At 73.3% G+C, this 12,464-nt stretch carries 12 protein-coding genes, 1 tRNA gene, 1 other RNA gene and 1 pseudogene; 6 read left to right on the forward strand and 9 right to left on the reverse strand.

The window, feature by feature from the left end:
* Window positions 1-70 precede the first annotated feature (70 nt).
* The 8 genes from ACFV6V_RS10345 to ACFV6V_RS10380 form a co-directional block, all read right to left on the reverse strand.
* On the reverse strand, window positions 71-901 hold the full coding sequence (locus tag ACFV6V_RS10345; RefSeq protein ID WP_385561936.1) for an ABC transporter permease: 831 nt from the start codon (window positions 899-901) through the stop codon (window positions 71-73).
* The gene (locus ACFV6V_RS10350; RefSeq protein ID WP_385561939.1) at window positions 894-1,832 is read right to left on the reverse strand and encodes an ATP-binding cassette domain-containing protein; all 939 of its coding nucleotides are present in this window, start codon (window positions 1,830-1,832) and stop codon (window positions 894-896) included. Before ACFV6V_RS10350 ends, ACFV6V_RS10345 begins: the two co-directional genes overlap by 8 nt.
* Window positions 1,829-2,476 carry an ABC transporter ATP-binding protein gene (locus ACFV6V_RS10355; RefSeq protein WP_385561941.1) on the reverse strand — a complete coding sequence of 216 codons (648 nt, stop codon included), beginning with the start codon at window positions 2,474-2,476 and terminating at the stop codon, window positions 1,829-1,831. The genes ACFV6V_RS10350 and ACFV6V_RS10355 overlap by 4 nt, the downstream gene beginning before the upstream one ends.
* Window positions 2,473-4,146, reverse strand: a complete 1,674-nt coding sequence (locus tag ACFV6V_RS10360; RefSeq protein ID WP_385561944.1) for a hypothetical protein — start codon at window positions 4,144-4,146, stop codon at window positions 2,473-2,475. Before ACFV6V_RS10360 ends, ACFV6V_RS10355 begins: the two co-directional genes overlap by 4 nt.
* Window positions 4,143-4,667, reverse strand: a complete 525-nt coding sequence (locus ACFV6V_RS10365) for a hypothetical protein (RefSeq protein ID WP_385561947.1) — start codon at window positions 4,665-4,667, stop codon at window positions 4,143-4,145. Before ACFV6V_RS10365 ends, ACFV6V_RS10360 begins: the two co-directional genes overlap by 4 nt.
* Before the next feature lie 68 nt (window positions 4,668-4,735).
* Entirely contained in the window at window positions 4,736-5,446 is a 711-nt protein-coding gene (locus ACFV6V_RS10370; RefSeq protein ID WP_385561950.1) for a hypothetical protein, read from the reverse strand.
* The gene (locus ACFV6V_RS10375) at window positions 5,443-5,985 is read right to left on the reverse strand and encodes a stage II sporulation protein M (RefSeq protein ID WP_385561953.1); all 543 of its coding nucleotides are present in this window, start codon (window positions 5,983-5,985) and stop codon (window positions 5,443-5,445) included. The genes ACFV6V_RS10370 and ACFV6V_RS10375 overlap by 4 nt, the downstream gene beginning before the upstream one ends.
* A gap of 120 nt (window positions 5,986-6,105) precedes the next feature.
* Window positions 6,106-6,387 carry a hypothetical protein gene (locus ACFV6V_RS10380; RefSeq protein ID WP_385561955.1) on the reverse strand — a complete coding sequence of 94 codons (282 nt, stop codon included), beginning with the start codon at window positions 6,385-6,387 and terminating at the stop codon, window positions 6,106-6,108.
* Window positions 6,388-6,709: 322 nt separating this feature from the next.
* Here ACFV6V_RS10380 and ACFV6V_RS10385 point away from each other — a divergent pair, with 322 nt between their 5' ends.
* The 3 genes and pseudogenes from ACFV6V_RS10385 to ACFV6V_RS10395 all read left to right on the forward strand — a co-directional run bounded on the left by ACFV6V_RS10385 (window position 6,710) and on the right by ACFV6V_RS10395 (window position 8,237).
* Window positions 6,710-7,348 carry a LuxR C-terminal-related transcriptional regulator gene (locus ACFV6V_RS10385; protein WP_385561958.1) on the forward strand — a complete coding sequence of 213 codons (639 nt, stop codon included), beginning with the start codon at window positions 6,710-6,712 and terminating at the stop codon, window positions 7,346-7,348.
* Window positions 7,282-7,644 (forward strand): annotated as a pseudogene (locus tag ACFV6V_RS10390) (asparaginase domain-containing protein); the annotation flags it as partial. The gene ACFV6V_RS10385 and the pseudogene ACFV6V_RS10390, both read left to right, overlap by 67 nt.
* A gap of 185 nt (window positions 7,645-7,829) precedes the next feature.
* Window positions 7,830-8,237 carry a hypothetical protein gene (locus tag ACFV6V_RS10395; protein ID WP_385562118.1) on the forward strand — a complete coding sequence of 136 codons (408 nt, stop codon included), beginning with the start codon at window positions 7,830-7,832 and terminating at the stop codon, window positions 8,235-8,237.
* A gap of 185 nt (window positions 8,238-8,422) precedes the next feature.
* Here ACFV6V_RS10395 and ACFV6V_RS10400 read toward each other — a convergent pair.
* Window positions 8,423-8,510: transfer RNA gene (locus ACFV6V_RS10400), tRNA-Ser, on the reverse strand.
* A gap of 72 nt (window positions 8,511-8,582) precedes the next feature.
* Between ACFV6V_RS10400 and ffs the strand changes: the two genes are divergently transcribed.
* The 3 genes from ffs to purD all read left to right on the forward strand — a co-directional run bounded on the left by ffs (window position 8,583) and on the right by purD (window position 12,387).
* Window positions 8,583-8,677: signal recognition particle sRNA small type (gene ffs, locus ACFV6V_RS10405), an RNA gene on the forward strand.
* Between the two features lie 91 nt (window positions 8,678-8,768).
* Window positions 8,769-11,075 carry a DNA polymerase III subunit gamma and tau gene (locus ACFV6V_RS10410; protein WP_385561960.1) on the forward strand — a complete coding sequence of 769 codons (2,307 nt, stop codon included), beginning with the start codon at window positions 8,769-8,771 and terminating at the stop codon, window positions 11,073-11,075.
* Window positions 11,076-11,136: 61 nt separating this feature from the next.
* Window positions 11,137-12,387, forward strand: a complete 1,251-nt coding sequence (gene purD / locus ACFV6V_RS10415; RefSeq protein ID WP_385561963.1) for a phosphoribosylamine--glycine ligase — start codon at window positions 11,137-11,139, stop codon at window positions 12,385-12,387.
* Window positions 12,388-12,464 lie beyond the last annotated feature (77 nt).

Here is a 12,464-nt window from a genome sequence, read left to right on the forward strand (position 1 = left end):
GAGGCGGGAGCGCGGTTCGCCGACGGGCAGGTGGACGTCTGACCTACCCCGCCGCGGAGCGGGCAGATCCTCAGCACTCCTGGCGGCGCAGTGCGAGATGCGAGCCCGCCGCCGCCAGGAGGGCCCACAGGAGCAGGACGGCGCCGCCCGCCGCCGGGGAGAGGTCGCCGGTGTCCTGGTGGACCTGCATCAGGCGGAGGCCGGCGCGGTCCGGGAGGAGGCGGGCCAGGGGGCGGAGGTGGGGGGTCGCGGCGAGGGCGCCGGAGACGACGAACAGGAGGGGGAGCAGGATGCCGAGGGCGGTCAGGGAGCGGCGTACGACGAAGGTGAGCGCCGCCGCGAGCACCGCGAGCAGCCCCGCGTAGACGCCCGCGCCGGCCAGGGCCCGGAGCGCGTCCGCGTGGAGCGGGGCCGGGGCGCCGAGCACGGCGCTGCCGGCGGTCAGGGCGACCGCGCCGGTGACCAGGCCCCAGACGAGCCCGGTGGTGCCGAGGACGGCCAGCTTGGCCGTGAGGAGCCTGCCCCGGCGCGGTACGGCGGCGAGGCTGGTGCGGATCATGCCGGTGCCGTACTCGCTGCCGACCGCGAGGACCGCCAAGACCACCACGGGCACCTGGCCGAACTGCAGGCCGGTGAAGGTGAGCCCGACCGGGTCGAGCGCGCGCTGTTGGGCGGGGTCCGCCCGGCGGAACTCGGGGCCGATGAGCGCGCAGAACAGCAGGCTCACCAGGACGGTGAGGACCGCGCCGAGGGCGAGCAGGGTCCAGGTGGAGCGCAGCGAGCGCAGCTTCGTCCACTCGGCGGCCACGAGGTCGGGCAGACGGCCGCCGCTCGGGCCCCCACTCAGGCCGCCTGGGCCCCCACCAGGGCCCGCGCCCACCCGTTCGGTCGTGTCACGCATGGGCCAGAGTCTCCTGTCGGGTCGTCGGGGCGGTCGCCCGGTACTCCACCGCCTCCGCCGTCAGGCGCATGTACGCATCCTCCAAGGAGGGCCGCAGCGGGGTGAGTTCGTGGACGCTCCAGGCGTTCCGGGCGGCGATGTCGCCGATGCGGGTGCTCGGCAGGCCCGTCACGGTGGCGGTGCGGGGAGCGCTGTCGTACGTCACCCGCCCGCCTTCCTCGCGCAGCGCGCCGGCCAGTTCGTCGAGCCGGGGCGTGACGAGGCGGACCGGCGGCAGGTCCGTGTCGAGGAACGCGGCGAGGCCGCCGTCGGCGAGCACCCGGCCGCGGCCGATGACCAGGACGTGGTCGGCGGTGACCGCCATCTCCCGCATGAGGTGGCTGGAGACCAGGACCGTGCGGCCCTCGTCGGCGAGGGCGCGCAGCAGGCCACGCAGCCACTGAATGCCCTCGGGGTCAAGGCCGTTCATCGGCTCGTCGAGCAGCAGCGTCTCCGGGTCGCCGAGCAGGGCGACGGCGATGCCGAGGCGTTGCCGCATGCCGAGCGAGAAGCCCCGTACGGGCCGGCGCGCGGCCGGGCCGAGGCCGACCAGGTCGAGCACCTCGGTCACGCGCGCGTGCGGGATCCGGTGGGTGCGGGCCAGCCAGGACAGGTGTGCGCGGGGGCTGCGCGCGGGGTGGCAGGCGGACGCGTCGAGCAGTGCGCCCACCGTACGGAGCGGGTCGCGAAGTTCGGCGTACCGGACACCGTGGACGAGGGCGTGACCGGCGTCGGGGGTGCCGAGGCCCAGGACCATGCGCAGGGTGGTGCTCTTGCCCGCGCCGTTGGGGCCGAGGAAGGCGGTGACGCGGCCGGGCGCGGCGGTGAACGACAGCCCGTCCAGGACCCGGCGCCCACCGTACGACTTCACGAGCCCGCTGACCTCGATCACGAGCCGTCCTCCGTCGAGAGGGCGAGGGTGAGGGTGGTGTCCACCAGGTCCGCCACCGAGCCGTCGGCGTGCGAGACGACGACGAGGGTGCGCCCCTCCGCCCGCCAGCGGGCGAGGTCCTCACGCACCGCCCGCTCGGCCGCGGCGTCGAGCCCGTTGAACGGCTCGTCGAGCAGCACCAGGCGCGGCTCGTGCGCGGTGGCGCACACATAGCCGAGCTTCTTGCGCTGGCCGAGAGAGAGGTCCCCGACGAGCACGTCGAAGCGCTCACCGAGCCCCAGGCTCGCGGCGCGCTCCCGCAGGTCCCCTGCGCGCAGCCCCCACACGCCCGCGACCAGCCCCAACTGCTCCTCTGCGGTGAGGTGTTCATAGAGCGGTGGCGGCTCCTGGACGAAGCCGCGTACGGCCCGTACGGCGGGGTCGGCGGGCGGCTTTCCGGCGATGGTCACGTGGCCCGTGTCCGGCGTGGTGAGGCCGGCGAGCACGCGCAGCAGCGTGCTCTTGCCACTGCCGTTCGGGCCGGCGACGCGCACCGCCGTGCCCTCGGGCACGTGGGCGGTGAGGCCGCGCAGGACGTGCCCCTCGCCCCGGTGTACGACGAGGTTCTCGATGCGGATGTCGACGGCGATGTCGGTGGCGTTCACGAAGAGCTCCGGGAAGTCGGGGTTTCGGGTGCGGGGCGTGCCTCGACGGAAGCCGGCCGGAGGTCGCTCCGCGCTGCCCTGCGCACCACCGCCCAACCGGTCCCGAGGGAGAGGACGAGCAGCACCCCGTGCCCCACGTCTCCGCCGGCGCCCACAGCGGCGCCCGCGGTGACCGGCAGGGTGAGGAGCGCGACGAGCAGGCCCTCCGTGACCTCGGCGGCCGGGGCCCGGGTGATCCGGCTCTCGGCGAAGGCCTCGGAGCGGGGCACGAGGAAGTACGTGAGCACGACGGCGCAGCCGGTGGCCGCGGCCACCGCGGCCCACGCGAGGACCGCGCGCGCCCAGCCGGCCGGGCCGTGCACGCCGCACAGTGCCGCGATCCCCAGGGCGAACGGGCCGGTCACCGCCGCCACCGCGACCGATGCGGTGGCGATTTTCGCCGCCACCCAGGCGCCGGCGGCCCGCGGCGCCTGCCGCAGCACGTCCCAGGACTCCCGGTCCGCCTCGATGCCGCAGACCTGCACGACCTCGCCGGTGGTGATCAGTGCGGCGGCCACGAACAGTCCGCCCACGGCGGCGAACGGCAGTTCCCACAGCGGCCCACCGAGCCCGACGACGACCCCCATACATCCGGTGCCCAGCAGCACGCTCAGCCGCTGGAGGCGGGCGAGACCGCCGACCGTCTGCGGGTGTCCGCGCAGGAACCGCAGCCAGGTCACCTGCCTCACCAGGGCGTATGGCGACGAGGACCAGGGCCTCCGCCCGCCCGCCACCGGGCGCGCGGCAGCCGTGTCCCCGAGGCCGGCGTCGCGGCGCACCGTGGCGCGCAGCCGGAGCACTGCCGTCGTGGTCAGGAGGAGCGTGAGCCCGGCGTACGAGGCGGCCACCCACGCCGCCGCCCCGGGGCGGTGGGCGACCGTCCACAGGTGGGGACGGGCGGCGGTGAGCGCCTCCCCGACGATCCGGGCCACATCGGCCTGCGAGGGGCCGTCGCCGCCCGTGAGGGCCCGTACGAAAGGTGCGGTCACGGCACCGACGGCACCGCCGACCACCGCGGAGACGAGCAGGCGCGGCAGGTGAGGGATCCGTACGACCCGGACCATCAGGGCCGTGACCAGGGCGATGTGCAGCGCGACTCCGGTCACGGCCGCGCCCGCGCAGTGCAGCAGGAACACCGGCAGCAGCCGGCGGCCCTCCGCGCCCGCCGCCAGCCAGGGGGCGCCGACGGCGGTCGCGGCGGTCAGCACCAGGGCGGCGATCCCGGTGGCGGGGACGACGAGCCGGGCGGTGACGAGCTGGGCGCGGGACACCGGGAGCGTGCGCAGGACGCTCGCGTCGGGCGGGCTGACCAGGGCGCGGGCCTTGGCCGGTTCGGCGGTCAGGACCTGGTGCAGGAACCACACCACGACCGGCGTCCACGTCCAGGCCGCCAGCTCGGTGCGCACGGCGGGCCCGGGCGGGGCCAGCGCGCCCAGGGTGCGCCCGACGACGGTCAGGGTGCCGAGCGTGGCGGCGGCCCCGGCGCCGACGACCATCCAGGCCGCCTTGCGCCGGCGCCGTGCGGAAGGGCGCGCGCCGACGAGGAGGTTGAGCCGTCGGCGGGTGTCGGCGAGGCAGAGCGCGGCCACGGTACGGGGCCAGGCCGGGGACCCCGGAGCCGTACGGCTCACGAGGCGGCGCCGGCGCGTGCCGCCGTCCCGCCGAAGCGCTGCGCGGGGCACAGCAGGGTCGCCGGGACGACCAGGGCTATGAACAGCCCGGCGAGCAGCTTCGGCGCGGACGCGGTCGGCAGGTACAGGCCGAGGATGCCGAGCGGCGCCCACCACAGCACACCGCCCACGATCATCGCGACGCTGCCCCAGCGGGCGATGGCGACGAGCAGGCCGAGCGCGAGCAGCACGACCCCGCTCAGTAGCCAGACGACGCTGATGAGTTGGAGGACGTCCATGACGTTCCCCGGCTCCCCGCGCAGGTCGGGGGAGGCCGTCACGGCCCGCCTGGTCTCGTCCGTCGTGACCCGGAAGACCACGCAGTACGCGATCGCGCAGGCCCCGGCCGCTGCGGCGAGCACCCCGCCTGCGATCCGCACCCCCGGCCGGGAGACGCCGTCGACCACCACCGTCCGGCAACGCAGCAGGAACTGGATCACCTTGGGGTTCGCCAGGGTGCCGAAGAGGAGGCGGTGCAGCATTTTTCTCCGAAACGCGGATGGTGATGGTGGGGGGAGACGGGGGCCGGGGCGGAACAGGCCGGGGCAGGTCAGGCGGGAAGGGCGCGGAGCGCGATCGCGTACAGCGCGGTGATCCCGACCGCGACGGTCGCGGCGCGAGGCCAGGAGGCCCCGACGGTGCGGCCGGTCAGCAGCAGGGCGCAGGGCAGCAGCGGCAGCCAGGCGTCGAGATGGGTCACGGACGGCACGGCCCACGCGGTCGAACCGCCCGTGACGAGCCGGGTCAGGGTCCAGCCGGTGAGCTTGGCGAGTACGAAGCCGATCCAGCCGAGTGTGAACGCGCGCCGCAGGTCGGTGAATTCGCCGCGCGCCCCGCCGGTCGGGAGCGGGTGCCGCTCACCGGGCAGGGGCAGTGGCAGGTGGCGTACGGCGAGCGCGCAGAGGACGCCTATGAGGACGCCGAGGACGCCGAGCGTCACGATGTTGGCGAGCGCGCTGGTCGTCCACGCGATGCCCGTTCCGATCCCGATCGCCCCGTCGGGCACGGGCCCGACGCGGTCGAGGACGCGCTCCCGTATCTCGCCCCAGAGGGGGACGCCGAAGCCGAGGATGGCCGCAACGAGGGCGCAGACACCGAGGGCGTGGAGGCGCCGGCTCGGGAGGCGGGCGCCGCCGGGTACTCGACTGCCTCCGTGGGCGGGGGCGGTGTCGCCGTCGCCCCGGTAGCTCGGCAGCCCGCCCGGGCTGCCCGTCTCGCTTGCCGCCCTCACCTTGTCCGTATCCCGTGCAGTTGTGCTCACGTACTCACCCACGTCTCGATTCCCGCCGCCACGACCAATCCCGCCACCGCCACACCCCACAGCCGGCAGGCGTCCGGAAACCCCGCCCGCGCGAGCAGTCCGGCCCCCGTCGCCCGTCCCGTGAGTCCGGCGCGCGCCCAGCCCACCAGCGGCACGAGGCCGGCCGCTGCGGCTAGCGCGAGGCAGGCTAGCTCCAGGGGCATGTGCGGCAGCAGGTGCCGTACGACGCCGCCCGCGCCGAGGACGGCGCTGCCCTGGCCCCAGTAGTAACCGGCGAGGACGCCGGTCAGGAGGGTCAGCGGGATCGTCATCACGCCGAGCGTGAGGACACCGAGGAAGAGGGCTGCGGAGACGCCGACGTTCCGCGCGAGGATCTCCGCGAACAGATTCCAGTCACCGTTCTTCGGGGCGAGGCTCACCCCGGTGGGGTCGGTGGGCGCCCAGTGCCAGCCCGCGCCGAACGCGGCGGACCACAGCAGGGTGCCGCACACCACGGCGGGCCACTGCCTCCGGAAGAGCCCACTGGTCGTCGTCTCCATGTACTTCTCGCGCCTGCCTGCCCGTCCGCCCTGTCTACCTGCCTGCCCGGGTGTCCGCCCACCGGCCCGCCGGCCCCTGCGAACGGGGCCGGCGGTCACGGTGTGGGGTGGTGTCGGCTCTTAGGCGATGACGGCCTTCTTGCCGCCCTTCTTGATGGCCTGCTTGACGCCCCAGATCACGATGGAGCCAACGGCGAGACCGCCGGAGACCAGGCCGATGGCGGAGGCCACGTCCATGCCGGTCATGATCGCCTGGTAGGCGGTGGAGGCCGAGTCCTTGCTCATGTTCAGGGCGCTCTTCAGGAAGAAGGGGGTCGCGGTGGCCGCGACCATGAAGGCGCCGAGGACGGTGGCCGTGACGGCGGCGGCGGACAGCGGACGGCGGGTTGCCGAGCGGTTCATGAAGAGTGTTCCTTCGCGTTCGTTCATTACGATCGGAGGGTGTGCCCGCCCCGATTGGCGCGGGGCGGGCACACCGTCCGGCCCGGCGTCACGCCGAGCCGTGTTGATCATGGTCGGCGGCGAACGGCTCCCGTACTGCCTGTCAGCGGGTCCGTTCGGGAGTTACCGGAGCGTAGCTAGGGCGAATGTGTACATGACGGGCGGAATCCGGCTGGGGGGCATGGGGAGCCTGCCTGACATGCAGCCAAATACTTTGAGGTAACTTGACCCCGACCACGCTTGACGTCCAGTCGATCCAGTTCTCGGGGGAACCGTGTTGCATGTGTCGATTGCCCACCACCATCCGCTGATCCGTGAGGCGCTCGCGCAATCCCTCGCGAGACGGGGCGAGTTCACGGTCGCAAGCCATGGCGACGTGGACGAGGTGCTCACCTGGGTACGGGGCGGGCGGCGGTCGGTCGTGCTCGCCTCCCGCAACCTGCCCGGGGTCGGCCAGCTGCTCTCCACACTGAAGGGCGGCGAGGCATCGTCGGGCGGTCCGGGTGTCCCGGTGGCGCTGCTCGGCGAAGCCGGCGCCGCGCGTCCCGCCGCGGCCGGTCTGCCGCCGGGCGCCTCCGGCTACCTCCCCGAGGACGCCGACACGAGCGCCCTCTCGCACGCCGTGCACACCCTCGCCTCGGGCGCGGCTGTGCTGCCCGCCTCCTGGATCCGCCACACCGGCGCCGCGGCCATCCGCGCGGAGACCCGCGAGCCGGGCGTCCCGCTGCCGCTCTCCCTGCGCGAGCGCGAGGTGCTCGTGCTGCTCGGCCGGGGCCTCACCAACCAGCAGATTGGGAAGCGGCTCGGCCTCGGCGCCGGCACCGTGAAGTCGTACATCAGCGCCGTCTACACCAAGTGCGGCGTCGACAACCGCGTCCAGGCCGCCCTCTTCGCCCACGGCATCGAGGTCCTCGCCGCCTGACCCCGGCCCCGTCCCGCGTCGCCCCGGCCCCACTCCACCTGCCCCGCCCGGACCGCCTTTCCGCGCCCGGGCGGGACGGCGCAGCGGGCGACCGGTCGCACACACGCGGAAGGGCCGGACCGCTTTCGCGATCCGGCCCTTCCGGCTGGGACCCACGACCTACCGACTGCGCGGCCGATGCGTTCACGGATCTGTCGGCCGCGATCGCGGCGGAGTTGGGGACCGGAGACATCGGCGGCGTCGTCATCACCCAGGGCACCGACACCATCGAGGAGACCGTCTTCCTCCTCGACCTTCACCACGGCAACGAACATGTGAGGCTGACCCAGGAACTCGCGAGTACTCCGATTGCCGAACGTATCGAGCACGCCGACCGGATGTGGGACCGAAAAACCGTATGCCGGGACGTCTACCGGCCGGTAAAGGGCGAGCTTGAGCCATGGCGCCGGGCCTGGACTGTTGCATGTATTGCGGCAATCACATGGCCGACACGGTCGACCACTTCGTTCCCAAGTCTCGGTGCCGCGCTCCGGACGTTCCACCGGCTGAACCTTCTGCTCGCCTGTTCCACCTGCGACTCTCGAGGAAGGGCCAGTGGGCGATTGACGTGTGTGGGCTCAATGAGGGGAAGCGTCGCCGGGCGCGGGAGCGTGCCTGGCAGAACCTGGGTGGCGACCTGAAGGAGTGGGCACGTGCACGGGATGAGGGTCGACCGGACGACATGCGCCACTACGTCTGGTGCATGCGCGACCAGCCCTTCGCTGATGTCTGCTACGCGGCCCTGCACAAGGCCGTCTCCGTAAACGCCGACGCCAACCTCGTTGATGCGGACCCTCACGTCCGTGCTCTGCTGAGAGACGAGGAGCTGTGTGCGCTCCTCCTTCAGTGAGGGAGCGCACACGGTGGTGGCTCACGTTGGTCAGCGTGGGCCTCATGAACCATGCGCAGTGAGCGGCCACAGGGCTGACCCCAGACCAGGAGTGAACGGCAGCTGAGACCAGAGCTGAGACCACGCACGACGAAGGGCCCCACCGCGAACGGTGGGGCCCTTCGACATCGTGCCCGGTGAGGCACTGGCGGAGGATACGAGATTCGAACTCGTGAGGGGTTGCCCCCAACACGCTTTCCAAGCGTGCGCCCTAGGCCTCTAGGCGAATCCTCCGTCGAGAACATTACATGACGCTGAGGAGTGCTAGCGAACTCGTTCCTACCCCCGCCATCAGGTACTCTGTGCGGAGCCCCTCACGTGGCGCTAACTGACTGAACTCCCCCAGGGCCGGAAGGCAGCAAGGGTAGGTCGGCTCTGGCGGGTGCGTGGGGGGCGTTTGCGTGCCCGGTGAAGGTTGGGGCGCTCGGCAGGAGCGGTGCGGGTGTCCAGCGGCGGGGTCGGATGTCGGTGGGCCCCGATAACCTCGTAGGCGTGTCGTCCCTTGCGCTGTACCGCCGCTACCGTCCCGAGTCCTTCGCCGAGGTCATCGGGCAGGAGCATGTCACCGACCCGTTGCAGCAGGCGCTGCGCAACAACCGGGTCAATCACGCGTACCTGTTCAGCGGGCCGCGCGGGTGCGGCAAGACGACCAGTGCCCGCATCCTCGCGCGCTGTCTGAACTGCGCGCAGGGGCCCACGCCGACCCCCTGCGGGGAGTGCCAGTCGTGCCGGGACCTCGCGCGGAACGGACCGGGGTCGATCGATGTCATCGAGATCGACGCCGCTTCGCACGGTGGTGTGGACGACGCCCGTGAGCTGCGTGAGAAGGCCTTCTTCGGACCGGCGGCCAGCCGGTACAAGATCTACATCATCGACGAGGCCCACATGGTCACGCCGGCGGGGTTCAACGCCCTGCTGAAAGTGGTCGAGGAGCCTCCGGAGCACCTCAAGTTCATCTTCGCCACCACCGAGCCCGAGAAGGTCATCGGGACCATCCGGTCCAGGACGCACCACTATCCGTTCCGCCTCGTGCCACCCGGGACGCTCAGGGAGTATCTGGGCGAGGTCTGCGGCCGTGAGGGCATTCCCGTCGAGGACGGGGTGCTGCCCCTGGTCGTGCGGGCCGGGGCGGGGTCCGTGCGTGACTCGATGTCCGTGATGGACCAACTGCTCGCCGGTGCCGCCGACGACGGTGTGACGTATGGCATGGCGACGGCCCTGCTCGGTTACACGGACGGGGCGCTGCTGGACTCCGTTGTGGACGCGTTCGCGGCGGGGGACGGGGCCGCGGCGTTCGAGGTGGTCGACCGGGTCATCGAGGGCGGCAACGATCCGCGCCGGTTCGTCGCCGATCTGCTGGAGCGCCTGCGCGACCTGGTGATCCTCGCGGCGGTGCCGGACGCGGCCGGGAAGGGTCTCATCGACGCGCCCGTGGACGTGGTCGAACGGATGCAGGCCCAGGCCCAGGTCTTCGGTGCCGCCGAGCTCAGCAGGGCGGCGGACCTTGTCAACGCGGGGCTGACCGAGATGCGCGGGGCGACCTCGCCGAGGCTTCAGCTCGAGCTGATCTGCGCCCGGGTGCTGCTGCCCGCCGCCTTCGACGACGAGCGTTCGCTCCAGGCGCGGCTCGACCGGTTGGAGCGCGGCGTCTCCTTCCCCGCGGCCGGACAGGCGCCCGCAGTCGGATACGTACCGGCCACCGACGCCCACATGCCAGCCGGCCCGCACGGTCCGTCCGGTCAGGGTGGCGGCGCGGCCGCTGCGCGTGCTGCCGTTCGCGGGCCTGTCGCGGAGCCGCAGTCGCAGTCGATGCCGTCCCCGACGCCGTCCCCGACGCCGATGCCGTCCCCGACGCCGACGCCGACGCCGTCCGCGCCGGTCGCCTCCGCGCCGCCTGTCGTACCCGACGAGCCTGACGCGGCACATGATCAGCCCACGCCGCCGGCGCCCGAGTCCGGCGCTCCCCGGCCGGGTGCCTGGCCGGGTGGTGGCTCCGGCCCCGCGCCCGTGCCCCCGTCGGCGCCCTCGTCGCCCGCGTCCGCGCAGCGGCCCGGTGCCTGGCCATCCGCTGCCGCGCCCGGCCAGGGGCGGTCTGCCCCGGTCGAGCCGGCCGCCGCCGATCCCGCTGCCGTCCCCGCGCCCGCCCCGGTTCCGGCGAGCACCACCGTCTCGCCAGGAGCGGCCCAAGGCGCCGCCCAGGTGCGCAACATGTGGCCCGCCATCCTGGAGGCCGTCAAGAACCGCCGCCGCTTCACCTGGATCCTGCTCAGTCAGAACGCCCAGGTCGCGGGGTTCGACGGCGCCACGCTCCAGATCGGCTTCATCAACGCGGGCGCCCGGGACAACTTCGCGAGCAGCGGCAGCGAGGAGGTGCTCCGCCAGGCGCTGGCCGAGCAGTTCAACGTCCAGTGGAAGATCGAGGCGATCATCGATCCGTCCGGTGGTGCGGGCCCGTCCCCGGGCTCCGGTCCCGGTGGGGGCGGGGGCTACGGCGGCCGTCCCGGGCCCGGCCAGCCGTCGGCGCCGTCGGCGTCCGCGGTCTCCTATGCCGCACAGCCGCCCTCCGCTCCTGCGCCCGCATCCGCTCAGCCGCCGCGCCCGGAGCAGTCGGCGCCGTCGCCCGCCCCCGAGACGCCGCGCCCCGCGGACGCCGGGCCCGTGCGCCCGCCGGCTGTGGCGCTGGAGGACGACATCCCGGAGGAGGACGATCCGGACCTCGTGGACTCCGCACTCTCCGGTCACGATCTGATCGTCCGAGAGCTCGGTGCCACGGTCGTGGAGGAATACACAAACGAGTAAGGGTGGCCGCTTGGGCGGCCCGCACAAGGCCGACCTCGGCCCGCGGGCTACCCTGGCTGCCGTGAAGGTCCTCGTCATCGGCGGCGGCGCCCGCGAACACGCCCTGTGCCGCTCACTCTCTCTCGACCCCGACGTCACCGCTCTGCACTGCGCGCCCGGCAATGCCGGTATCGCCGAGGTCGCCGAGCTGCACCCGGTGGACGCCCTCGACGGCGACGCCGTGGTCGCGCTCGCCACCGGTCTGGAAGCCGACCTCGTCGTCGTCGGGCCCGAGGCCCCGCTCGTGGCCGGTGTCGCCGACGCCGTGCGCGCGGCCGGGATCGCCTGCTTCGGCCCGTCCCGGGAGGCCGCCCGGATCGAGGGCTCCAAGGCATTCGCCAAGGAGATCATGGCCGCGGCGAACGTACCCACGGCCCGCTCGTACATCTGCACCAGCCCGGAGGAGGTGGACGAGGCGCTGGACGCCTTCGGCCCCCCGTACGTGGTCAAGGACGACGGGCTGGCGGCCGGCAAGGGCGTCGTGGTGACCGAGGACGTGGCCGCGGCGCGCGAGCACGCGCTCGCCTGCGGACGGGTGGTCATCGAGGAGTACCTCGACGGCCCCGAGGTCTCCCTCTTCGCCGTCACGGACGGCGAGACCGTGCTGCCCCTCCAGCCCGCCCAGGACTTCAAGCGGGCACTCGACGACGACCAGGGGCCGAACACCGGTGGCATGGGGGCGTACTCCCCGCTGCCCTGGGCCGACCCGAAGCTGGTCGAGGACGTCATGGAGAACGTGCTCCAGCCGACGGTGGACGAGATGCACCGGCGCGGCACCCCCTTCTCCGGGCTGCTGTACGCGGGTCTCGCGATCACCAGCCGGGGCGTACGGGTGATCGAGTTCAACGCCCGCTTCGGTGACCCCGAGACCCAGGTGGTCCTGGCCCGCCTCAAGACCCCGCTCGCGGGCCTTCTGCTGAGTGCGGCGCGGGGCACCCTCGAGAACGAGCCACCGCTCAAGTGGCGCGACGACGCCGCCGTCACCGTGGTCGTCGCCTCGCACAACTACCCGGGTACGCCGCGCACCGGTGACCCGATCGAGGGACTGGCGGAGGTCGCAGGGCAGGACGCCCCACACGCCTACGTGCTGCACGCCGGCACCAGGAACGACGGCGGGACGGTCGTCAGTGCCGGTGGCCGTGTGCTGTCGGTGACCGCGACCGGCGAGGATCTCGCGCAGGCCCGGGAGCGTGCCTATGAGGCAGTCGGCCGTATCCGGCTTGACGGTTCACAGCACCGTACGGACATCGCCCGCAAGGCCGCGGGGGAGTGAACCCTAAGGGCCCGCGGGTAGCGGAAGGGGAGTGAACCCACAGCTCCTTCGGGCCGTCATTCCCTTTGCCCAAGGCC

Origin of the sequence: Streptomyces sp. NPDC059828 (assembly GCF_042731955.1) — a bacterium.
Classification (GTDB): Bacteria; Actinomycetota; Actinomycetes; order Streptomycetales; family Streptomycetaceae; genus Streptomyces.

Excerpts from the sequence above, each read along its gene's own strand:
- ACFV6V_RS10365 (WP_385561947.1), bottom strand. The coding sequence starts at position 4,667 with ATGCTGCACCGCCTCCTCTTCGGCACCCTGGCGAACCCCAAGGTGATC.
- ACFV6V_RS10375 (WP_385561953.1), bottom strand. The coding sequence starts at position 5,985 with ATGGAGACGACGACCAGTGGGCTCTTCCGGAGGCAGTGGCCCGCCGTG.
- ACFV6V_RS10395 (WP_385562118.1), top strand. The coding sequence starts at position 7,830 with ATGGCCGACACGGTCGACCACTTCGTTCCCAAGTCTCGGTGCCGCGCT.
- ACFV6V_RS10380 (WP_385561955.1), bottom strand. The coding sequence starts at position 6,387 with ATGAACCGCTCGGCAACCCGCCGTCCGCTGTCCGCCGCCGCCGTCACG.
- ACFV6V_RS10345 (WP_385561936.1), bottom strand. The coding sequence starts at position 901 with ATGCGTGACACGACCGAACGGGTGGGCGCGGGCCCTGGTGGGGGCCCA.